The sequence below is a fragment of the Pseudomonas capeferrum genome, assembly GCF_000731675.1.
Classification (GTDB): domain Bacteria; phylum Pseudomonadota; class Gammaproteobacteria; order Pseudomonadales; family Pseudomonadaceae; genus Aquipseudomonas; species Aquipseudomonas capeferrum.
In genome coordinates, this window is record NZ_JMIT01000003.1 from 779885 (window position 1) to 802253 (window position 22369).

Sequence of the window (22369 nt, forward strand, 5' to 3'; positions counted from 1 at the left end):
GCACGACATGACCGACGCACTGAACTGGAAACCCGCCAAGGCACCCACGGCAGACACCATCGAGGGCCGCTTCATCCGCCTTGAAAAACTCGACCCGGCACGTCACGGCGACGACCTGTGGAACGTCTTGCAAGGCCCGCAAGCCGACCCGGCCCTGTGGGATTACCTGCCCTATGGCCCATTCCCCGAACGCGGCGCCTTCGACCGTTGGCTGCAAGGCCATGCCGCCAGCCTTGATCCGTTGTTCTACACCGTTATCGACCGCCCAACCGGCCAGGCCCAAGGCATTCTCAGCCTGATGTCGATCGTGCCCGACCATGGCCGCATCGAGATCGGCCACATCGCCTTCGGCGCCGCCATGCAGCGCACGCCAAAGGGGACCGAAGCGGTATACCTGCTGGGCAAGCTGGGTTTCGAGCTGGGCAACCGCAGGCTCGAGTGGAAGTGCAACAACGCCAATGCCCGCTCCAAGCGCGCGGCGCAGCGGTTCGGCTTTGTCTATGAGGGGGTGTTCCGCAAGCACCTGGTGGTCAAGGACCACAACCGGGATACCGCGTGGTACTCGATCACCGATGACGAGTGGCCAACGGTAGCGGCGGGGTTCGAGCGCTGGTTGAGTGCCGACAACCAACGCCCTGAAGGGCAAGCCAGGACGCTGGAAGCTTGCCGCAACGCGTGATCAGGCCAGCTTGGCCCTGAGTTCTGCAATGTGCTCCGGGCCGATACCACAGCAACCGCCGAGCAGGCTGGCACCGCGTTGGCGCCAGCTGCTGGCCCAGCTCAGATAACCCGGCGGGTCGAGGTCTTCGCGCAGCTCATCCAGGCCATCGTTGGCGGTGGCGTCCTTGGGTTGCGGGGGGAAGGCATTGGCGTAAGCGCCAATGGCGATGTCCACGCCCAAGCGCTCGAAGGCCTGGCGCGCAACATCCAGCGCAGCACCGATCACTTCGGGCTGGCTGCAGTTGAACAACAACGCGCTGACGCCCAGCTCGGCAATCGCTTCGGCTGCCGCGGCAACGGTCTGCCCGGAGCGCAGGCGCGGCACGTCCACGACGCCTTCATCTTCAAGGGTGAACGACACCCAGAACGGCCTGCCGTCCTGCGGCAGGTGCGAGCTGATGGCCCGCACTTCTTCAATCGAGCTCTGGGTTTCGGCCAACCACAGGTCCACATAAGGCGCCAGCCCTGCCAGTAGCGGTGTCAGTACTTCGCTGACCCGCTCCGGCTGATACAGGTCCGGGCGGTAAGAGCCGAACAGCGGCGGCAACGACCCGGCAACACGAACAGGTACAGCAGCCGCATCGGCTGCGGCACGGGCCAGTTGCCCTGCCGTTGCGGCCAATGCACGCCCTTCCTGGGCGAAGCGCGCTTCCCCAATATGGAACGGCACAACCGCATAGCTGTTGCTGGTGATGACCTGCGCCCCGGCCTCGATATACGCCGCATGCACCGCCACCACCGCTTCAGGTGCTTCGCTCAAGGCCAACGCTGACCATTCGGGCTGCCGGAACGGCGCACCACGACGCTGCAGCTCTCGCCCCATACCGCCATCCAGAATTACCAGCGATTGTTCGCCCATATGCCTATCACTTATATGTTTATAAATAAAATTCATTAGTGTGTAACTTGTTATAACTATTAAATACCCGACACGGATTGTCCAACAACTTTTTCAGGTACCTCCATGCGCTTGCTTCCCTTGCTCGGCACCGGCCTCATCGCCCTGTGTGCCACCACTCAGGCCTTCGCAGGTGCCACGCTGGACCGAGTGCAAGCGCGCAAGGAAATGGTCAACGTGCTGATGGAAAGCTATCCGCCGTTCTCGTTTCTGAACGATCAGAACCAGCTGGATGGTTTCGACGTGGATGTGGCCAAGGCCGTCGCCGACAAGCTGGGCGTCAAGCTGCGCCTGGAAACACCCTCCTGGGATGTGATTGCCGCAGGGCGCTGGAGCGGCCGTTATGACCTTTGTGTGTGCTCCATGACCCCAAGCAAGGCGCGCGCCGAGGTGTTTGATTTCCCGGTGGAGTACTACGCCTCGCCTGCGGTGATCGTGGTCAACGCCAAGGACGAACGCATCCATTCGGCCAAAGACCTGGACGGCCTGAAGGTCGGCCTGACCAGCGCCTCGAGCTACGAGAGCTACTTGAACAAGAACCTGGTCATCGAGGGTGATGAGGACAAGAAGATCGACTATCCCTTCGAGAGGGTGCAGATCGCCCCTTATGACACTGACAACGTCGCCTTCCAGGACCTGGGCCTGGGCGCAGGTGTGCGCCTGGATGCCATCCTGACCAACCTGGTCACCGCCCAGCCGCGCCTGGATCAGGACAAGCGCTTCAAATTGGCCGGTGCGCCGCTGTACGAAGAACCCAATTCGGTGGCGATTGAAAAAGGCGACCCCGAGTGGGATGCCAAGCTGCGTCAGGTATTCGCCGAGCTGAAGGCCGATGGCACCTTGGCCAAGCTGTCACAGAAATGGATCGGCGCCGATATCAGTAAATGAGTGCTCAACAACCTGCCCCGCGTCCCGCCGTCAAAGCGTCGGGCACACAACTGTTCGGCTTTCGCACACGCCTGTATCTGACCTGGGTCGGGTTGTTTGTGCTGTTTGCGGCGTTCTTCCTCAGCTTTGACTTGAAGTTTTCGATCATTGTCGAAAAATTCCCGTATCTGGCGGGGTTCAAGCTGGGGCCGAATGGCTTTTTGCAAGGCGCGGCACTGACCCTGTTCCTGTGCCTGTGCTCGATAGTGGTTTCCGTGGCACTGGGCTTCGCCGCCGCGCTGGCACGGCTGTCGAGCAGCGCGGTGCTGTTGGGCATCGCCAGCTTCTACACGTCGTTTTTCCGTGGCACGCCACTGCTGATCCAGATCCTGCTGATCTACCTGGGCCTGCCGCAGCTGGGCGTGGTCCCTGGGGCCATCAGCGCCGGCATCATTGCCCTGTCGCTGAACTATGGCGCCTACCTCAGCGAAATTTTCCGCGCCGGCATCCTCGGTGTGGCGCCTGGGCAACGTCAGGCGGCAATGGCCCTGGGCCTTGGCCCAGCGCAGATCTTCTGGCACGTCACCCTGCCCCAGGCCATGCGCACCATCATCCCGCCGAGCGCGAACCAGTTCATTTCGATGCTCAAGGATTCATCGCTGATTTCGGTGATGGGCGTGTGGGAAGTGATGTTCCTGGCCCAGTCCTACGGCCGCTCCAGCTACCGCTACCTGGAGATGCTGACGACTGCAGCGGTGATCTACTGGGTGCTGTCGATTCTGCTGGAGCTGGTGCAGGCCAAGCTGGAAAGGCACTTTGGCAAGGGCTATCAGCAGTGAGGGTCAGGTGATCTGACGCTGGCGCCTGACCACACCTATCTGCAAGCCGAACGGGCGAAGTACCGCATTCATTGATTTGAGGGTAGGGTTCCCCTCGCCCCGTTCGTTCAGTCGTTCTGAACGCTAAAAATATGCATTAAAATGCACATTTTTGACAATTATCTTCAATAATATGCAATCTAATGCATAAAAAAGGGGAGCATCCGCTCCCCAGAGGTAAACCGCTAGTTAAACGAAGGTTTCCATCAACCTTCGATCTCGATCAGGATCTCGCCCGGCGTCACACGGTCGCCCTTGGCCACGTGGATGGCCACGACCTTGCCGGCGATGGCCGCCTGCACTTCGGTCTCCATCTTCATGGCTTCGGTGATCAGCACGGCCTGGCCGGCCTTGACCATGTCACCTTCCTTGACCAGTACATCGACGATGTTGCCTGGCATGGTGGTGCTGACGTGGCCTGGGTCGGTGGCTTGCTTGCGCTTGCTGCCGCCACCGCCGACGAACTCGTTGAGCGGCTCGAACACCACTTCTTCCGGCATGCCGTCGATCGACAGGTAGAAGTGACGCTTGCCCTCTGCCTTGACGCCCACACCGGTGATGTCGACGCGATAGGTTTCGCCGTGCACGTCGATGACGAACTCGGTCGGTACGCCTTCGCCGCCGGGTGCGGCGATGGCCCCGGCTTCAGGGATCGGCAAGAGGGCTTCCGGGGTCAGGGTGCCGGCTTCGCGTTCCTCAAGGAACTTGCGCCCGATGTCCGGGAACATGGCGAAGGTCAACACGTCTTCTTCGCAGCGGGCCAAGGCGCCGATGTCGCCACGCAGCTTGGTCATTTCTGGCTTGAGCAGGTCGGCCGGGCGCACGTCGATTACTTCTTCGCTGCCGATCGCCTGGCGGCGCAGTTGTTCGTTGACCACGCCTGGGGCCTTGCCATAACCGCCTTGCAGGTACAGCTTCACCTCGTTGGTGATGGTCTTGTAGCGCTCGCCGGCCAACACGTTGAAGAACGCCTGGGTGCCGACGATCTGCGAGGTCGGGGTTACCAGCGGTGGGAAGCCGAGGTCTTCACGCACGCGCGGGATTTCCGCCAGCACTTCGTTCATGCGGTTGAGGGCGCCCTGCTCCTTGAGCTGGTTGGCCAGGTTGGAAATCATGCCGCCCGGTACCTGGTTGACCTGTACTCGGGTATCCACCGCTGTGAATTCGCTTTCGAACTGGTGGTACTTCTTGCGCACGGCGTAGAAGTACAGGCCGATTTCCTGCAGCAGTTCCAGGTCCAGGCCGGTGTCGAACTCGCTGCCCTTGAGCGCGGCGACCATCGACTCGGTGCCCGGGTGGCTGGTGCCCCAGGCGAAGCTGGAGATTGCCGTATCGATATGATCGGCGCCGTTTTCCACGGCCTTGAGCTGGCACATGGCAGCCAGGCCAGCGGTGTCGTGGGAGTGGATGAACACCGGCAGCGACTGCTCGGCTTTCAGCGCCTTGACCAGCTCGCCCGTGGCATAGGGGGTCAGCAGGCCGGCCATGTCCTTGATCGCCACCGAGTCGCAACCCATGGCTTCCATCTGCTTGGCCTGGTTAACGAAGGCTTCGATGGTGTGCACCGGGCTGGTGGTGTAGGCGATGGTGCCCTGGGCGTGCTTGCCGGCGGCCTTGACCGCTTCAATGGCCACGCGCAGGTTACGCACATCGTTCATCGCGTCGAAAACACGGAAGACGTCGATGCCGTTGACCGCAGCCTTGGCGACAAAGGCCTTGACCACGTCATCGCTGTAGTGGCGGTAGCCCAGCAGGTTCTGGCCGCGCAACAGCATTTGCAGGCGGGTGTTGGGCAGTGCGGCGCGCAGTTTGCGCAGGCGCTCCCACGGGTCTTCCTTGAGGAAGCGCACGCAGGCATCGAAGGTGGCGCCACCCCAGACTTCCAGCGACCAGTAGCCGACCTTGTCGAGCTTGTCGCAGATCGGCAGCATGTCTTCGGTACGCATGCGGGTGGCCAGCAGGGACTGGTGGGCGTCGCGCAGGATCGTGTCGGTTACGTGAATTTTCTTGGACATTGTTATCTCCTCATAGCGGCAAGCTTCAAGCTACAAGCGCCAAGAAAAGCTGGTCTGCTTTTACTTGTAGCTTGCCGCTTACAGCTTGCAGCTGAATTCATAGGCCTGCGTGGGCGGCGATGGCGGCGGCGATGGCCAGGGCCAGCTCTTCGGGTTTGCGCTTGATCGAGTAGTTGGTCAGTTCAGGGTGGCTTTCGACGAAGCTGGTGTTGAACTGGCCGCTACGGAATTCCGGGTTGCGCAGGATTTCCTGGTAATACGCAGCAGTGGTCTTCACCCCCTGCACGCGCATGTCGTCCAGGGCCCGCAGGCCGCGGTCCATGGCTTCTTCCCAGGTCAACGCCCAGACCACCAGCTTCAGGCACATGGAGTCATAGAAGGGCGGAATGGTATAGCCGGTGTAGATCGCCGTGTCGGTGCGCACGCCTGGGCCGCCGGGTGCGTAATAGCGGGTGATCTTGCCGAAGCTGGGCAGGAAGTTGTTCTTCGGGTCTTCAGCGTTGATACGGAACTGCAGCGCGTAGCCGCGGTGCTGGATGTCTTCCTGCTTGACCGACAGCGGCAGGCCCGAAGCGATGCGGATCTGCTCGCGAACGATGTCCAGGCCGGTGATTTCTTCGGTGATGGTGTGTTCCACCTGCACCCGGGTGTTCATCTCCATGAAGTACACCTCGCCATCGGCGAGCAAGAACTCCACGGTACCGGCGTTTTCGTAATTCACGGCCTTGGCTGCACGCACCGCGAGGTCGCCGATGTAGGCGCGCTGCTCGGGAGTCAGCTGAGGGCTCGGGGCAATCTCGATGAGCTTCTGGTTGCGGCGCTGGATCGAGCAATCGCGCTCGAACAGGTGCACCACGCTGCCAAAGCTGTCACCCAGGATCTGCGCCTCGATGTGCTTGGGGTTGACGATGCACTTTTCCAGAAACACTTCCGCAGAGCCAAAAGCCTTGGTGGCCTCGGAGATCACGCGGGGGAAGTTCTGTTCCAGTTCTTCACGGCTGTTGCAACGGCGAATGCCGCGGCCGCCACCGCCGGAAGTGGCCTTGAGCATCACCGGATAGCCGATGCGGTCACCTTCGCTCAGGGCTTCATGGATATCGGCAACGTTGCCTTCGGTGCCCGGTGTGACCGGTACGCCGGCCTTGATCATGGCGCGGCGCGCTTCGGTCTTGTCGCCCATGCGGCGAATGACTTCGGCAGCCGGGCCGATGAACTTGATCCCGCGCTCGGCGCAGATCTCTGCCAGTTCAGCGTTTTCCGACAAGAAACCGTAACCTGGGTGCAGGGCATCACAACCGGTTTCGACAGCGAGGTTCACCAGCTTGCGCGGGTTCAGGTAACCGGCCAGTGGCTCGGCTCCGATGCTGTGGGCCTCGTCAGCGCGCTTGACGTGCAGCGCATGACGGTCGGCGTCGGAATAGATCGCTACCGAGCGTATGCCCATCTCGGCGCAGGCACGCACGATGCGGACTGCGATTTCACCTCGGTTGGCGATCAGGATTTTTTTTATCACTGGAGTCTTCCCAAAGCCGTAGGAACAGTCGAGCCGGTTCTACCGGTCGGCGCGTGACCAGACGTTGCTGGCCAGTCGCACATTCACCCTAGCGCTGTAGGTCGATAAACAAAAATCAATATTTGTTAGGGGCAGTATTAGCAAAAGCTTATAGTGCCGTAACAAGGTTTTGCCGGAGCCGCGACAAAAATGCGTAAGTCCTTGATGCGTATGACTTTGCGTCAATTGCAGATCTTCAATGAGGTGTGCGATTTACGCTCCTACAGCCGTGCAGCCGAGGAAATGGCGCTCACGCAACCCGCCGTTAGTCTACAGATTCGCCAGCTCGAAGAGCTTATCGGCCAGCCGCTGTTCGAGTACGTCGGCAAGAAGCTTTACCTGACCGAGGCAGCCGAAGCCCTGCAACGTGCCAGCCGGGATATCTTTGGCCGCCTGGAAAGCCTCGACATGCAACTGTCGGACATGCAGGGCTCACTGCAAGGGCAGTTGAAACTGGCGATCGAGTCCAGTGCCAAGTACTTCGTGCCACACCTGTTCGCCGCCTTCAAGCAGCGCCACCCGGAGGTCAACCTGACGCTCACGGTGGTCAACCGCGCCCAGGCGATCCGACGCCTTTCGGACAACCGTGACGATTTGATCATCATGTCGATGGTGCCGCAGGACATGGGGCTGGAATTCCTGCCGTTTCTGAACAATCCGATCGTCGCCGTGGCCCCGCCGGATCATCCGCTGTGCAAGCTCGACCACCTGCGCCTGCAAGACCTTGAGCCTCATACGCTGCTGGTCCGCGAACAAGGTTCGGGTACGCGCAAGGCTTGTGAGGAATACTTCAAGGACAAACGCGTGCACTTCACCCAGACCCTCGAAGTGGCATCGGCAGATGCCCAGCGCGAATGCGTGATCGCCGGCTTGGGCATTGCCCTGCTGACCCGCCATGCCTTGAACATGGAGCTGGCCGCGGGCGTGCTCAAAGAGTTGCCGGTGGAGGAACTGCCGCTGTACCGCAGTTGGTGCGTGGTACAGGCCAAGGCCAAGCGGCAGTCGCCGGTGGCCCTGGCATTCTTGGCGTTCATCCGCAGCGAACGGGTGCTGATCAGCGCGATTGTTGAGCGTTTTTCGGGGAAGATGCTGCCGAAGTCTGCCACACCGTGAGCGCTTGCAGCTCAGGGTAGTCAACCAAGTCACGAAGCAATTGACGCTGGTCGCAGTAGCTTTCGATAGCGCGGCGATACTCCATCCGGCGCTGATCCTTTTCCTGCTGCTTGCGAGCCTTGGCGTTGGGTTGGTACGTACCGTCGAAGTCACGAGCCATTGCCTGTCTCCCAGTTAGGATGCGGGAGTTTCAGACTGGCTTCGGGAGTTTACGGTTTTGCGCCAGGGCGGTTACAAAATGGTGAATTTTGCTTGCCTGCGCAGGCGATGAGGCCCGCGCAGGCGCCGCAAGTCAATCGTCGGTGGCTTTGATTGACTTGGGCGATAGGCGCAGGCTGCGCAAGCTGCGCTTCACGCTCTTGAGGTGGTTGACCAGGCTCGGTCCACGCGCCATGGCAACACCCATGGCCAGCACATCGATCACCACCAGGTGGGCGATACGCGAGGTCAGCGGCGTATAGATTTCGGTGTCTTCATGCACATCGATGGCCAGGTTGACGGTCGAAAGCTCGGCCAAGGGGGTGGCGCTCGGGCACAGGGTAATCAGGTTGGCGCCACTCTCACGCACCAGGTTGGCGGTAATCAGCAGGTCTTTGGAACGGCCCGACTGGGAGATGCACACCGCCACGTCGCCCGGCTTCAAGGTGACCGCCGACATGGCCTGCATGTGCGGGTCGGAATAGGCCGCCGCGCTGAGCAGCAGGCGGAAGAACTTGTGCTGGGCATCGGCAGCCACCGCGCCCGATGCGCCAAAGCCATAAAACTCTACCCGCTGCGCCTGGGCCATGGCGCTCACGGCCTGCTGCAGCGCTTGTGGATCGAGGTGCTCGCGCACCTCCATCAGCGTATGCAAGGTAGTGTCGAAGATCTTCAGGCTGTAATCGGCTACCGAGTCGTCTTCATGGATCGCGAACTGCCCAAAGCTGGCCCCGGCGGCCAGGCTTTGCGCGAGTTTCAGCTTGAGGTCCTGAAAGCCTGAACAGCCAATCGCCCGGCAGAAACGTACGATGGTCGGTTCACTGATACCCACGTTGTGCGCCAGGTCGGCCATCGAGCTGTGCATGACGGCAGCCGGGTCTAGCAGCACGTGGTCGGCTACTTTCAGTTCCGATTTGCGCAGCAGGTGGCGCGATTGGGCGATATGTTGCAACAGATTCACGGGCTGGACTCGGTTATGATCGGCTGGCCGGGATGTAGCTTTCTTGTAGTTATACTACATGGGCGCCAACCCGCCCAGTTAAACGAACGTGGAGAGTGGTGGTTTGACTATTCCTTGCGACATTCTGGTCTTCGGTGGCACCGGCGATCTGGCCTTGCACAAATTGCTCCCGGCGCTCTATCACCTGTTTCGCGAGGCTCGTCTGAACAACGCGGTGCGGATCATCGCCCTGGCGCGGCGCAACCTGCCACGTAACGACTACCTGAAGCTCGCCGAGCGCCACTGCCGGGCGCAGATCGCGCGCAACGACTTCGACGAAGAGGTCTGGCAACGGTTCTCCGCCCGGCTCGACTACTTCCCCATGGACGCCTCGCAGAGTGCCGATTTCGGCCGACTGGCTCGCTACCTCGGCGAGCCCGGCGGGCTGACCCGCATCTTCTACCTGGCCACCGCCCCCAACCTGTTCGTGCCCATCGCCAACCACCTGCGCATCGCCGGCCTGGCCGACCCCGAAGCCCGTATCGTGCTGGAAAAGCCGATCGGCCATTCCCTGGCGTCCGCCACAGCCATCAACGAGGCGATCGGAGCGGTGTTCGAAGAAGCCCAGGTGTTCCGTATCGACCACTACCTGGGCAAGGAGACGGTGCAGAACCTGATGGCCCTGCGCTTCGCCAACGCCCTGCTGGAGCCGGTATGGCGCAACAGCCAGGTCGACCACGTACAGATCAGCGTCTGCGAAACCCTGGGTGTTGAGAACCGCGGCGGCTACTACGACCGCGCCGGCGCGACCCGCGACATGCTGCAGAACCACCTGCTGCAGTTGCTGTGCCTGGTGGCCATGGAGCCGCCGGCGCAGTTCGAGGCCGAGGCCGTGCGCGACGAGAAAGTGAAGATTCTGCGGGCGCTCAAGCCGATCTGCGGCCAGGACGTGCAGGACAAGACCGTGCGCGGGCAGTACGGTGCCGGGCACATCGGCGGCCAGGAAGTACCCGCTTACTATTTCGAGAAGGACGTGGACAACGACAGCGACACCGAAACCTTCGTGGCCGTGCACGCTCACGTCGATAACTGGCGCTGGGCCGGGGTGCCGTTCTACCTGCGCACCGGCAAGCGCATGGCGCGCCGCTCGTCGCAGATCGTCATTCAGTTCAAGCCCGTGCCGCATGAGCTGTTCAACGGCGGCCAGGTCAACCAGCTGCTGATTCAGCTACAGCCGCAAGAGCGCATCAGCCTGCGCATGATGACCAAGAGCCCAGGCAAGGGCATGCGCCTGGAGCCGGTCGACCTGGACCTGAACCTGGCCCAGGTATTCGGCCAGACCCGCCGCTGGGAAGCCTATGAGCGCCTGCTGCTGGACGTGCTGGAAGGTGATTCGACGCTGTTCATGCGCCGCGATGAAGTCGAAGCGGCCTGGGCCTGGATAGACCCGATCATCAAAGGCTGGGAAGAGCACTTTCAGGCCCCGCGCCATTACGCCGCCGGGAGTAACGGGCCGGAGCAGGCCAACAGCCTGCTGGCCAGGCACGGCAGCCATTGGCATGGCTGAAAGCCTGCCCGATCCCATTACCCCTTTGGAGCAGAGACAGTAGCGCTGCGCCTGCTGGCGCACACCTCAAACTGCAAAGGGATCCATCATGAGCAAAATCGAAAACCTTTATGCGTACAACAGCGAAGTACCAGGCGAACCGGTCTGCTTCGAAGTTCAGGGAACAGTGACCGTTGCTCACCCAGGCATCGAACCGGTTCTGGTGGCGCCCAAGATTCGCCACAAAGGTGGCTGGGAAGTGCTTCAGCTGAAACTGGAGGACAAGGGGGGCATCAACCTGCAGGTCCTGACCCAGAAGCCGGTATTCTTCAGGCGCGAAGGCGGGACTTCGTGGAAGCGGCTGGAGATCATTCACGCCGAAGGTTCGCAAATGGTCGAGATCGGCCACCGGGTAGCACTCAACTGAGTCTGGCAGGGTGCTGTAGGCCAATCCGGATGAGCGACAGCACGTAAAGGTGGAAACTCATACAGTAGGCGTTTGCCCCGTAACCAGCCTGCCCCTAGAATGGCCGGATGCGCACAGACGACCTCTCCCTCCTGCTGAACTCCCTCAATGACGCCCAACGCCAGGCCGTAGCCGCCTCGCTCGGGCGTCAACTGGTGCTTGCCGGCGCCGGTTCCGGTAAAACCCGCGTGCTGGTGCACCGCATCGCCTGGCTGATCCAGGTCGAGCAGGCCTCGCCGCATTCGATCTTGTCGGTGACCTTCACCAACAAGGCTGCGGCAGAAATGCGCCAGCGCATCGAGCAGTTGCTGGGGATAAACCCGGCCGGCATGTGGGTGGGCACGTTCCACGGCCTGGCCCATCGCTTGCTGCGGGCTCACTGGCAGGAAGCCCGGCTGGTGCAGAACTTCCAAATTCTCGACAGCGACGACCAACAGCGCCTGGTCAAGCGGGTGATGCGCGAGCTCGGCCTGGATGAACAAAAGTGGCCGGCACGCCAGGCTCAATGGTTCATCAACGGCCAGAAAGACGAAGGCTTGCGCCCTCAGCATATCCAGGCCGGCGGTGACCTGTTCCTGTCGACCATGCGCGATGTCTATACCGCCTACGAACAGGCCTGCGAACGCGCTGGGGTCATCGACTTCTCCGAACTGCTGCTGCGCGCCCTCGACCTGTGGCGCGATCACCCCGGGCTGCTGGAGCACTATCAGCGCCGCTTCAGCCATGTGCTGGTGGATGAGTTCCAGGACACCAACGCCGTGCAGTACGCCTGGTTGCGCCTGCTCGCGCGCGGCGGCCAGAGCCTGATGGCGGTGGGCGACGATGACCAGTCGATCTATGGCTGGCGCGGCGCCAAGATCGAGAACATCCACCAGTACACGGCCGACTTCCCAGACGCCGAAATGATCCGCCTGGAGCAGAACTACCGCTCCACCGGCGGCATCCTCAAGGCGGCCAACGCCCTGATCGCCAACAACAGCGGGCGCCTGGGCAAAGAACTGTGGACCGACATGGGCGAAGGCGAGCCGCTGACCCTGTACGCGGCCTACAACGAACACGATGAAGCGCGCTATGTGGTAGAAACCATCGAGAGCCTGGTCAAGCAAGGCAATGCGCGCAACGAAATCGCTATTCTGTATCGTTCCAACGCCCAGTCGCGGGTGCTGGAAGAAGCCCTGTTGCGCGAACGCATCCCCTACCGCATCTATGGCGGCCAGCGCTTCTTCGAACGTGCCGAAATCAAGAACGCCATGGCCTACCTGCGCCTGCTCGAAGGCCGTGGCAACGATGCGGCGCTGGAGCGGGTAATCAACGTGCCGCCGCGCGGTATCGGCGAAAAAACCGTCGAAGCCATTCGCGATCACGCCCGCCACAGCCAGCTGTCGATGTGGGAAGCCATGTGCCAGCTGCTCGCCGCCAAGGCCCTCAAGGGCCGTGCTGCCAGTGCGTTGGGTGCCTTCATAGAACTGATCGAGGGGTTGGCCACCAAGGTCGTGGACATGCCGCTGCATACCATGACCCAGACCACCATCGAACAGTCCGGCCTGATCAACTATCACCAGGAAGAAAAGGGTGAAAAGGGCCAGGCACGGGTGGAAAACCTTGAGGAACTGGTCAGCGCAGCGCGCAACTTCGAGGCCGGCGACGAAGACGCCGACCTCTCGCCGCTCTCGGCCTTCCTCGGCCACGCCTCGCTCGAAGCGGGCGACGCCCAGGCCGATGAACATGAAGACAGCATCCAGCTGATGACCTTGCACAGCGCCAAAGGCCTGGAATTCCCCTATGTGTTCCTGGTGGGCATGGAAGAAGGGCTGTTCCCGCACAAGATGAGCCTGGAAGAGCCTGGCCGCCTGGAAGAGGAACGCCGCCTGGCCTATGTGGGCATTACCCGTGCCATGCGCCAGCTGGTCATGACCTATGCCGAAACACGTCGCCTGTATGGCAGCGAGACCTACAATAAAGTGTCGCGTTTCGTACGCGAGATTCCGCCAGGTCTGGTTCAGGAAGTGCGCTTGTCCAACAGTGTCAGCCGCCCGTTCGGCGGCGCGAAGGTCGCCACCAGCAACCTGTTCGCCAATGCCAATATTCCGCAGACCGCCTTCAACCTCGGCCAGCGCGTGCAACATGCGGTGTTTGGCGAGGGGGTGATACTCAACTTCGAGGGCTCTGGCGCCCAGGCACGGGTACAGGTGAACTTTGCCGAAGGCAGCAAGTGGCTGATGCTGGGGTATGCCAAGCTGGAGGCCATCTGAGGCTGTACGCGGGCAGCCCCGCGTACAGGCGGTTACAGGCACGCTTGTAACATTCAGGCAAAAGCTCGAAACATTATGTCGCTGGTCATGTGCCCGGGAACCTGTGCACCATGACGCGCGTGCAATCCACAACAGGGGATATCCCACTTATGCAACGTTTTCTTAGCATCGCTCTGGCGCTCTGCGTCGGCTTGACGCTGAGCCTGGACGCCAGCGCCAAGCGTTTCGGCGGCGGCAAGAGCTCGGGCTCCGCGCCTATTCACCAGACCCGCCAGGCCACGCCAACCACGCCTGCCGCCGCGCCGACCGCACCTGGCCGTGCGCCGGCCGCCGCCAGCGGTGCTTCGCGCTGGCTGGGCCCACTGGCCGGCCTCGCCGCCGGTGGCCTGCTGGCCTCCATGTTCATGGGGGACGGCTTCCAAGGCATGCAGATCATGGACTTCCTGATCATGGGCCTGATCGCGTTTCTGGTGTTCCGCTTCATTGCCGCGCGTCGCCGCCAGCAGCAGCCGCAAATGGCCGCACCTGGCCATGCGCCGTTCCAGCGTGAAGCTCACGGCCAGCCTGCCCAGCCGTCGGTCTTCGGTGGTTCGGCCGCACCTGCTGCCGCAGCCGCTCCGGTGATCAAAGCGCCGGCCTGGTTCAATGAGCAAAGCTTCCTGGCCGCCGCGCAAAGCCACTTCCAGTCGCTGCAGCAGCACTGGGATGCCAACGAGATGGACAAGATCGCCGAGTTCGTCACGCCGCAGATGCTCGAGTTCCTCAAGCGCGAGCGCGCCGAGTTGGGTGATGGCTTCCAGGCTACCTACATCGACAACCTCGAAGTACAGCTGGATGGTGTCGATGATCGCGCCGACCGTACCGACGCCACCCTGACCTTCCGTGGCGTGTCGAAGACCTCGCGCTTCGACCAGGGCGAAGTGTTCAGCGAAAGCTGGCACATGGTTCGCGCCCAGGGCGAGAACCAGCCTTGGCTGGTCGCCGGTATCCGTCAAAACGGTTAACCGACACGCGTTGTACAAAAACCCCGGGCTCTGTCCCGGGGTTTTTGCTTTTGCCACAGCGGCCTACTAGGGTATAACGCGCAGCGTTGTCATCAAGGTCAGAGGAAGTGAACCGTGGAAGAAGTGATCGAACAACTCCGTGAAGCCAATGAGCCGGTACCGGTGCCCTTGGAGCTTCCCGATGAAGATCAGCTGGTGGAAGTCGAAGAACAGCTGTTCATCAACATTCCCTTTGTGTTCAAGGAGTTCCTGCTGACCGTCAGTGATGTGGTCTACGGCTCGCTCGAACCGGTCACGATCACCGACCCGCAATCGCATACCTACCTGCCGGACGTTGCATCCAATGCCTGGGATGCTGGCGTGCCACGCGACCTGATCCCGATTTGCCAGGACGGTGATAACTATTACTGCGTCGAGGAAGACGGCACGGTTGTGCTGTGGGATGCCGAAGACGAGATCGTGGGTGAAGACAGCTGGGAATCGGTGTGGCACTGGGCGCGGGACGTGTGGCTGGAAAGCTGATCGCGCGCCTACAAGTCGCCAGGCTTTCTACGCCTGGCGACATCGCTACCGCTCCATCCCCTCGGGCGACGGTGAAATCTTGCGCAGTGAGCCTTGCTGCCTCAATGCGTATTCTCGCGGCTGTTCTCCAGCGTCTCCAGCAAGGCAATCTGCATGCGGGTATGCACGCGGATGAACCAACGCCACAGCAACGCCACCACCACCGCCGCCACTACCGCAATCACCAGCAGCAGTTCACTGGTGGGCAGGATGCTGGCCGATAGCGCCGACAGCAGCAGGAAGATCACCAGCAACGACAGCAGCGGGATCACCTCGGCGATCACCCGCCGCACTCGCTGGGTATGGCGCCCCGCCATTTCAGGCTTAACGCCCATTTCCGCCAGCAGCATCGACAGCGCCTTGAGCTTGCGATACGCCGCAATCAGGAAGGGCAGCGACAGCAGCAACGCCGCGCCCCAGATCATCGCCTTTTGCTGGCTGACATCGGCGACCCACTCGCTGAGCCAATTGCCAATGCGCCCGGCAAAGTAGCCCCCGCTGAAGAAGATGGCGATCACCAGCGCCAGGTTGACGCCAACCTGCAACAGGATGCGCCGGATCATCGCCGCAAGCACGGCACCCTCGCCCTGCGGCTGGATGTTGCGCAACCACTCGCCATACAGCGACAGCACACGCGCCAGACGGCTGGGCACCACCTTGCCAAGTTTCAGCGAGAGCGGGTCGGCCGCACGGATCAGGTAAGGCGTCAGCAGCGTGGTGATTGCCGAAACCGCCACGGCCACCGGGTAGAGGAAATCGCTGGTTACCTGCAGCGTCATGCCCAGCGCAGCGATGATGAAAGAGAACTCGCCAATCTGGGAAAGCCCCATGCCTACCCGCAGCGAAGTGCGGCCGTCATTACCGGCGATAAACGCTCCCATGCCACAGGACAACATCTTGCCCAGCACTACCGCCACGGTGATGACCACGATCGGCCAGGCGTAGTCGATCAGTACTTGAGGGTCGATCATCAGGCCGATGGCGACAAAGAAGATGGCGCTGAACAGATCGCGTACCGGTTCGATCAGCCGTTCGATCTTCAGCAGTTGACGCGACTCGGCCATGATCGCGCCAATCAGGAAGGCACCAAGGACCATGCTGTATTCCAGCTTCACCACCAGCAGGCAGAAACCGAAACACAGGCCCAACACGGTGATCAGCAACATCTCGTTGCTTTCGAATTTCGCCACATATGCCAGCAAACGCGGCACCAGCAAAATGCCGATGACCAGCGCGACGATCATGAACAGCGACAGTTTGCCGACCGTGGAAAACACCTCGCCAGAGCTGACTGTGCCGCTGACGGCGATGCCCGACAGCAAGGCGATGATGCCGATACCCAGAATGTCCTCGACGATCAGCACGCCGAAAATCAGCTGGGCGAAGCGCTCGTTCTTCATCTTCAGGTCGTTGAGTGCCTTGACGATGATGGTCGTCGAGGAGATGGCCAGGATGGCGCCGAGGAACAACGCGTCCATGGTGTTCCAGCCAAACCAGCGACCGATCTCGAAACCGATCCAGATCATCAGCACGATTTCCAGGAACGCCGCGATAAACGCCGTGGCACCGACCTTGAACAGCTTGCGCAGGCTGAACTCAAGGCCCAGGCAGAACATCAGGAAGATCACCCCCAGCTCGGCCAGGGTCTTGATGGTGTCTTCGTCGTGGATCAGGCCAAATGGCGGAGTGTGCGGGCCGATGATGAAGCCGGCGACGATGTAGCCCAGCACCACGGGCTGCTTGAGCCGGTGGAAAATAATCGTGACCACCCCGGCTACCAGCATGATCACTGCCAGGTCCTGGATGAAGCTGATGGCATGCATGGCGCGATACTCCTTTTCTCGATGCCCGGGCAGACCGCTCCTCTGCCAAGGCAAACCGAGCGAGCAGCAAGTACATACTGTATTGAATGCAGGAAAGCCCATGTTGCATGGGCGTACTCAGGTTAACATCGCACCCCGCCGCTTAACGTCGGTGCAATATGTAGAAACAGATCGGCAGGTTAAGCGCTGCCGATGGCGTGATCAGCGTGACGACGGAGCGTCAGCCAACGTCCCGTACCAGGAAGGCAAACTCAAAGAGGGGAAACAGAAGTGTCAGCAGATACCCGCCCCGATTCAGCGCAACCACACCGTGAGCACACTATGGAACCTGGAAACGCCCAGCTGAGCATGACCGTCCTGATGACCCCGGACATGGCCAACTTCTCCGGTAACGTGCACGGCGGCACCCTGCTCAAGTACCTGGATGAAGTGGCCTATGCCTGCGCCAGCCGTTACGCCGGCAGCTACGTGGTGACCTTGTCGGTCGACCAGGTGATTTTCCGCGAACCCGTGCACGTCGGCGAACTGGTGACATTCCTTGCGTCGGTCAACTACACCGGCAACACCTCGATGGAGGTGGGCATCAAGGTGGTGACCGAGAACATTCGCGAACGCTCCGTGCGTCACTCCAACAGCTGCTTCTTCACCATGGTGGCAGTCGACGACAGCCGCCGCCCGGTAGCGGTGCCGCCGCGCCAGCCCCACAGCAGCGAGGAAAAGCGCCGGTTCCTACAGGGCCAGCAGCGCCGGCAGATCCGCCAAGAGCTGGAAAAGCGCTACCAGGACCTGAAAACCGACGCCAACTAGTACGCCAGGCGCTGCGCCTCGAAGCGCACGCGCGGGTGGGCGATGCGATCCTGGGCCCGCACCAGCTGCAACTCGTAGGTGGCGCTGGCCTGGGTTTCGAGCAGTACTTCATGTACCGCAGCGCCAGCGTACTCGAACGCCTGCAGCCAGTTGTCCCCCAGCAACACACGGGCCAGAAACAGGCCCGAAGTCAGGTCGCCCACCCCCACCGGTTGACGCGGAAATGCCAGCAGCGGGCGACGCAGGTGCCAGCTTTGCTCGGCCGTCACCAGCAGCATCTCGAACTGGTCTTCGGCGCGCCCCGGGTAGGCCAGGTGCTTGACCACGACGACCTGCGGCCCACGCGCGAGCAGGCTGCGCGCCATCTGCACGCAATCTTCCAGCGACTGTGCGCGGCGGCCACAGAAGCTGTCCAGCTCCAACTGGTTAGGGCAAAGGATGTCCGCCTTGGCGGCCGCCTCCTCCAGCAGAAACTCGCTGACCTCCTGCGGCACGATGCAGCCTTTCTCAGCGTGGCCCATGACCGGGTCGCACAGGTACAACGCCTTGGGGTTCACCGCCTTGATGCGTTCGACACCAGCCAGGATCGCCCGCCCTTGTTCAGCACTGCCCAGGTAGCCAGACAGCACCGCATCGCAGTGGCCCAGTTCGCCGATGTTGGAAATACCTTCCACCAACGCAGGAATTTGCGCGGGAGCAAGCACTTCGCCAGCCCACTGGCCATACTGAGTATGATTGGAGAACTGCACGGTATTGAGCGGCCAGACATTGACCCCGATACGCTGCATGGGAAACACCGCGGCGCTGTTGCCGGCGTGGCCGAACACCACGTGGGACTGAATGGCGAGCAGGTGCGGGGTACGTTTCATGCGGGAGATTTCCAAAGCTGTTTCAAGGATTGTGCGCAGCGCAGTATGAACTCGATTGCCACCTGTACGACAGGCCAGGGACGCAGTTAAGCTGGTTCGACCTGTTTGGAGCATATGCAAATGTTGACCCTGGAGAATGTCTTCGTCCTGATGCTGGTAGCCACGGCAGGCGCCTGGTTGTGGCATAACCATGGGCTGCGCGAAAAAGCCTTGGAGCGGGTCAAGCAGCATTGCGCCAAGCTCGACCTCGAATTGCTGGACGATGCCGTCGCCCTCAAGCGCCTCGGCTTTGTTCGTGATGCCAACGGCAAGAAGCGCCTGGCGCGGATCTACGCCTTCGAGTTCACCGTCACCGGCGAGCAACGCCACCCAGGCACGGTGACCCAGTTCGGTGCCCACAGCGTGCAGATCGAACTGGCGCCCTACCCGTTCGAGATCAAGACGCCGCCACGCACCGACAATGTCATCGAGATGCAGCAGTGGCGCCAAGAGCATAACCGCTGGCGCAACTGATCAGACGCCAAGGCATTCCCTCAAACCGGCCTGCAGAGCCGGTTGCGGTTGAGCTTGAGCAAAAATCAGCTCGATGCGCGTATCTCTGCGCCAGTCGCTCGGCTGCCAGTCCGGCAGCACGCCCTCAAGCCCATTGAATGATTGCCAGCCTTGCGCAGTGTGGATAACTCCCTTGGCGCGGAGCCATGGCCAGCCGTGTAAAAACGCCCGAATCCGCTGTGGATAAAACTGTCGACTCGGATGCCAGCGCCAGCCAATACTCCAGCCCCCCTCACCTTGTTGCACCAGGCAGATAGGCTCATCGGGCCTATTCCATAGGGCTGCGGGGGTATTTCCAAGATTGTCGACAATCCTGTTATCCACATATTCAGTGGAAATAGCCCCTGTGGATGAAACGGGAAGCACCGAAAGTGGCAGGTTTCCGTGGCAGGCCCAAAGGATATCTTTTTCATTAAATTTCTTATTTATCAACAACCTATGATATTCATCCACAGCCTCTGATTTGTTGAAAACCACAGCCTTGGCAGCATCAAAAGCCTGCAGTTGAGCCTCAGGCAGGGCCTCTCCCCGTGCCATTTTCTGTGCGTCCACAACCATCAAAAGCGGCTGGATTGTCAGCACTCCTGCCCAAGGGGCCTGCTTGAGTTGGGCGAGTAGCTGCAAGGGATGGCCGAGGCCGGAGGGCTCGATGAACAGCCGATCAGGCCGAGACTTGCGCAGCAACCGGCCCAAGCCAACCTGAAACGGCATGCCGTTGACACAGCACAGGCAGCCCCCTGCGACCTCGCCGATGGCAATGCCGTCTTCATCGCGGCTGAGTAGCGCAGCGTCGAGCCCCACCAGGCCAAATTCGTTGATCAACACGGCCCAACGTTCGTCAGGCGGGCGCTGCGCCAGCAAATGGCGGATCAATGTGGTCTTGCCGGCGCCCAGTGGGCCGGCAATCACGTGGGTAGGAATGTTCTGCAACATGGCATGACTTCGGGCTGGAGGTAGGCCTCACTATGCGCCGTCACGCCAACCAGTCAAGGCTCAGCAGCAAGCGCCGTTGGTGCCCGGATGGCGAGCGATGCACCAGCCCGGCGCCCTCATTGCCTTGCCATTTTTCGCCTTTGAGAACGGCCACATCGCCCGCCTGCAGCCGTTGAATGTGATCCACAGCAGGCATTGTCTGGTGCAGTTCACGCCGGCCTATCGCCCCTTCCTGCAGCCATTCACTGCCCGGCCCCGCGTAGCTTGTGAGCAAGCGCAGCGGCACGTGGTCCACATGAAAGCGCGGGCACATCGGTGCATCCAGCACGCGCAGGCGCAAGCCCAACCGTCGTGCGCCGAGCAGGCAGGTATAGGCGGCCACCAGCCAGGCCACGTCGGCGACAAAGCTCTCATAACCCTGCAAGTCTGCGGTTTCATGCAACAAGCCCGGTAACGCCGGTGCCTGCTGTTCGTCCACATCGACTACCCGCTGGTCAGCCAGGGGTTGATCAAGGCTGACGACCAGCTGGGCGAAATCCTCCAGTTGAGCCGGCATGCGCCGACGCCATACCGCCAGGTTCACATTGTCCTGCAGAACTTCGGTCAGTACTTGCGGCGAGTCACCCGACACCTGAAAGATATCCACAGGCTTGTGTGCGACGATCATGCTGCCGCCTCCTCGTGCCAAGGACCGAACGGATCTGGCAAGCGCAGCCAGCCCATCGGCCCCAGGCCCATTTCTTCATCCGTCAACAGGCATGATTGCAGCTCTGTGGATAACTTTTCGAAGTCAATATTCTGCCCGATGAACACCAGCTCCTGGCGGCAGTCACCGCTCTCGACGGCCCAGTTTTTCAGTATTGCCGCCGTGTTATCCACATCCTGTGGCCACTGTTCACGCGGCACGAATCGCCACCAGCGGCCAGCCATGCCATAGCGCATCATGCCACCTGCCTGCGACCAGCTGCCGGCCTCTTGATACTTGCTGGCCAACCAGAAAAAACCTTTCGAGCGCAGCAGCCTACCGTTGGTCCAAGGGGTGTGGATAAAGTCGAAAAAGCGCTGTGGATGAAGCGGACGCCGAGCCTGCCATGTGCTGGCGGCGATGCCGTATTCTTCGGTTTCCGGTACGTGCTCGCCGCGCAACTCCTGCAACCAGCCGGGCGCCTGCGCGGCTTGGTCGAAGTCGAACAGGCCGGTATCGAGGATACGCGCCAGCGGTACCTCGCCCATGACCATGGGCACGATCTGCGCCCTGGCGTTGAGGCTGCGCAGAATAGCGATCAGCTCTTCCCGTTCGTGCTGGCCGATCAGGTCGATCTTGCTCAACAGCAGCACATCGGCGAACTCGACCTGTTCGATCAGCAGGTCGCTGATCGAACGCTCATCGTCCTCACCCAGGGTTTCGCCACGGCTGGCCAGGCTGTCTGCCGCCTGATAGTCGCGAAGAAAGTTCAGGCCATCGACCACGGTGACCATCGTATCGAGGCGCGCCATGTCGGAGAGGCTACGGCCTTGCTCGTCGCGAAAGGTAAACGTCTCGGCCACCGGCAACGGTTCCGAGATCCCGGTGGACTCGATCAGCAGGTAATCGAAGCGCCCCTCCTCAGCCAACCGCGCAACCTCCTCGAGCAGGTCTTCACGCAGCGTGCAACAGATGCACCCATTGCTCATCTCCACCAGCTTTTCTTCAGCACGGTTGAGGCTGACGTTGCGCTGAACCTCGCTGGCATCAATGTTGATTTCACTCATGTCGTTGACGATCACCGCGACTCGCAGGTTGTCGCGGTTACGCAGCACATGGTTCAGCAGGGTGCTCTTGCCGGCACCAAGGAAGCCGGACAGAACGGTAACGGGGAGACGGTTGGACATGGCGAAACCTCTTCAGGCGAAGGCATTCGAAACGATGCATTGCATAATGTTATAAAGTAACAATACAATTTCGCCAAGCTGTTCTCGTCGGATGAATGCGCCCCGGAGATGAAATATGAAGCCGTTGCGTGCGGTGTTATTGCTATTGCTGGTTGTGCCATCGGTACTGTCGGCTATGCCACAGGGCAACCCGTTGGCGCTGTGCACCCGCAGCGCAACCCTGTTGGCCTGCCAGGACGGCAAGGGCAGTTACTACAGCGTGCGCACCGAAGGCAGCACGTTTTATCTACGTGGGTACGACTACGAAAGCCGCCGTTTGTGGGCACAAACCAACAGCCGCTACGGCACGTTGACCTTCTACACCGGCCTGGCAAGCGATGGCGAAGCGTGGGTGGGCTATAGCCGCCGCATCGGATGGACCACCTTGAACCGTGTTTCCAGCTCCAGCGGGCAGCGCTTCAACCTGCACTGCAGCTTGCTCGGCGGTTGCCGCTGATCGCCTT

General features: G+C 61.2%; 22 protein-coding genes and 1 pseudogene. 12 read left to right on the forward strand and 11 right to left on the reverse strand.

Annotated elements, in window-relative coordinates; all coding sequences use genetic code 11:
• The first annotated feature begins 7 nt into the window (after nt 1–7).
• A complete protein-coding gene (locus PC358_RS21165; protein ID WP_033702396.1) occupies nt 8–679 on the forward strand; it encodes a GNAT family N-acetyltransferase in 672 nt (223 codons plus the stop codon).
• On the opposite strand, the gene PC358_RS21170 is transcribed toward PC358_RS21165, so the two are convergent.
• Nucleotides 680–1579 carry a homocysteine S-methyltransferase family protein gene (locus PC358_RS21170; protein ID WP_033702398.1) on the reverse strand — a complete coding sequence of 300 codons (900 nt, stop codon included), beginning with the start codon at nt 1577–1579 and terminating at the stop codon, nt 680–682. It abuts the gene before it with no gap.
• A 105-nt stretch (nt 1580–1684) separates the two neighbouring features.
• Here PC358_RS21170 and PC358_RS21175 point away from each other — a divergent pair, with 105 nt between their 5' ends.
• Entirely contained in the window at nt 1685–2506 is an 822-nt protein-coding gene (locus tag PC358_RS21175; RefSeq protein WP_033702399.1) for an ABC transporter substrate-binding protein, read from the forward strand.
• Nucleotides 2503–3324, forward strand: coding sequence for an amino acid ABC transporter permease (locus PC358_RS21180; protein WP_033702400.1), 822 nt, complete (start codon nt 2503–2505; stop codon nt 3322–3324). The genes PC358_RS21175 and PC358_RS21180 overlap by 4 nt, the downstream gene beginning before the upstream one ends.
• A 3-nt stretch (nt 3325–3327) precedes the next feature.
• Here the strand turns inward: PC358_RS21180 and PC358_RS28175 are convergent.
• The 3 genes and pseudogenes from PC358_RS28175 to PC358_RS21190 form a co-directional block, all read right to left on the reverse strand.
• Nucleotides 3328–3429: pseudogene (locus PC358_RS28175) on the reverse strand (transcriptional regulator); the annotation flags it as partial.
• A gap of 140 nt (nt 3430–3569) precedes the next feature.
• Nucleotides 3570–5378 carry a sodium-extruding oxaloacetate decarboxylase subunit alpha gene (gene oadA, locus PC358_RS21185; RefSeq protein WP_033702401.1) on the reverse strand — a complete coding sequence of 603 codons (1809 nt, stop codon included), beginning with the start codon at nt 5376–5378 and terminating at the stop codon, nt 3570–3572.
• 97 nt (nt 5379–5475) lie between these two features.
• Nucleotides 5476–6891, reverse strand: a complete 1416-nt coding sequence (locus PC358_RS21190) for an acetyl-CoA carboxylase biotin carboxylase subunit (protein WP_033702402.1) — start codon at nt 6889–6891, stop codon at nt 5476–5478.
• A gap of 189 nt (nt 6892–7080) precedes the next feature.
• Between PC358_RS21190 and PC358_RS21195 the strand changes: the two genes are divergently transcribed.
• Nucleotides 7081–8043: a LysR family transcriptional regulator gene (locus PC358_RS21195; protein WP_033702403.1), complete on the forward strand. Its 963-nt coding sequence runs from the start codon at nt 7081–7083 to the stop codon at nt 8041–8043.
• Here the strand turns inward: PC358_RS21195 and PC358_RS28180 are convergent.
• Complete coding sequence (locus PC358_RS28180; RefSeq protein ID WP_077068708.1) at nt 7985–8203, reverse strand: PA3496 family putative envelope integrity protein; 219 nt, start codon at nt 8201–8203, stop codon at nt 7985–7987. The two genes, PC358_RS21195 and PC358_RS28180, sit on opposite strands and share 59 nt — an antisense overlap.
• 132 nt (nt 8204–8335) lie before the next feature.
• Nucleotides 8336–9202, reverse strand: coding sequence for a transcriptional regulator HexR (hexR, locus tag PC358_RS21200; RefSeq protein ID WP_027592102.1), 867 nt, complete (start codon nt 9200–9202; stop codon nt 8336–8338).
• Nucleotides 9203–9305: 103 nt separating this feature from the next.
• On the opposite strand from hexR, the gene zwf reads away from it, so the two are divergent.
• The 5 genes from zwf to PC358_RS21225 all read left to right on the forward strand — a co-directional run bounded on the left by zwf (nt 9306) and on the right by PC358_RS21225 (nt 14971).
• Nucleotides 9306–10748 carry a glucose-6-phosphate dehydrogenase gene (zwf, locus tag PC358_RS21205; protein ID WP_033702404.1) on the forward strand — a complete coding sequence of 481 codons (1443 nt, stop codon included), beginning with the start codon at nt 9306–9308 and terminating at the stop codon, nt 10746–10748.
• 88 nt (nt 10749–10836) lie between these two features.
• Nucleotides 10837–11154, forward strand: coding sequence for a hypothetical protein (locus PC358_RS21210; RefSeq protein WP_033702405.1), 318 nt, complete (start codon nt 10837–10839; stop codon nt 11152–11154).
• Between the two features lie 107 nt (nt 11155–11261).
• Nucleotides 11262–13445 (forward strand): DNA helicase II, encoded by a 2184-nt coding sequence (uvrD, locus tag PC358_RS21215; RefSeq protein ID WP_033702406.1) that lies wholly within the window; start codon nt 11262–11264, stop codon nt 13443–13445.
• 149 nt (nt 13446–13594) lie between these two features.
• Nucleotides 13595–14449, forward strand: a complete 855-nt coding sequence (locus PC358_RS21220; protein ID WP_033702407.1) for a Tim44 domain-containing protein — start codon at nt 13595–13597, stop codon at nt 14447–14449.
• A gap of 114 nt (nt 14450–14563) precedes the next feature.
• On the forward strand, nt 14564–14971 hold the full coding sequence (locus tag PC358_RS21225) for an SMI1/KNR4 family protein (protein ID WP_033702408.1): 408 nt from the start codon (nt 14564–14566) through the stop codon (nt 14969–14971).
• A gap of 101 nt (nt 14972–15072) precedes the next feature.
• Here the strand turns inward: PC358_RS21225 and PC358_RS21230 are convergent, their stop codons facing one another.
• Nucleotides 15073–16833, reverse strand: a complete 1761-nt coding sequence (locus PC358_RS21230) for a cation:proton antiporter (RefSeq protein WP_033702409.1) — start codon at nt 16831–16833, stop codon at nt 15073–15075.
• 321 nt (nt 16834–17154) lie between these two features.
• Between PC358_RS21230 and PC358_RS21235 the strand changes: the two genes are divergently transcribed.
• Entirely contained in the window at nt 17155–17640 is a 486-nt protein-coding gene (locus PC358_RS21235; RefSeq protein ID WP_033702410.1) for an acyl-CoA thioesterase, read from the forward strand.
• Here the strand turns inward: PC358_RS21235 and pdxY are convergent.
• A complete protein-coding gene (gene pdxY, locus PC358_RS21240) occupies nt 17637–18509 on the reverse strand; it encodes a pyridoxal kinase PdxY (protein ID WP_033702411.1) in 873 nt (290 codons plus the stop codon). The genes PC358_RS21235 and pdxY overlap by 4 nt on opposite strands.
• Nucleotides 18510–18629: 120 nt before the next feature.
• On the opposite strand from pdxY, the gene PC358_RS21245 reads away from it, so the two are divergent.
• Nucleotides 18630–19022, forward strand: coding sequence for a DUF3301 domain-containing protein (locus PC358_RS21245; RefSeq protein ID WP_033702412.1), 393 nt, complete (start codon nt 18630–18632; stop codon nt 19020–19022).
• Here the strand turns inward: PC358_RS21245 and PC358_RS21250 are convergent, their stop codons facing one another.
• The 3 genes from PC358_RS21250 to zigA are packed head-to-tail and all read right to left on the reverse strand — an operon-like array spanning nt 19023 to nt 21866.
• Nucleotides 19023–19994, reverse strand: a complete 972-nt coding sequence (locus tag PC358_RS21250; protein WP_033702413.1) for a CobW family GTP-binding protein — start codon at nt 19992–19994, stop codon at nt 19023–19025.
• A 40-nt stretch (nt 19995–20034) separates the two neighbouring features.
• A complete protein-coding gene (locus PC358_RS21255; RefSeq protein ID WP_033702414.1) occupies nt 20035–20661 on the reverse strand; it encodes a DUF1826 domain-containing protein in 627 nt (208 codons plus the stop codon).
• Nucleotides 20658–21866 (reverse strand): zinc metallochaperone GTPase ZigA, encoded by a 1209-nt coding sequence (gene zigA, locus PC358_RS21260; protein WP_033702415.1) that lies wholly within the window; start codon nt 21864–21866, stop codon nt 20658–20660. Before zigA ends, PC358_RS21255 begins: the two co-directional genes overlap by 4 nt.
• 115 nt (nt 21867–21981) lie before the next feature.
• Here zigA and PC358_RS21265 point away from each other — a divergent pair, with 115 nt between their 5' ends.
• Nucleotides 21982–22362, forward strand: coding sequence for a hypothetical protein (locus PC358_RS21265; RefSeq protein ID WP_033702416.1), 381 nt, complete (start codon nt 21982–21984; stop codon nt 22360–22362).
• Nucleotides 22363–22369 lie beyond the last annotated feature (7 nt).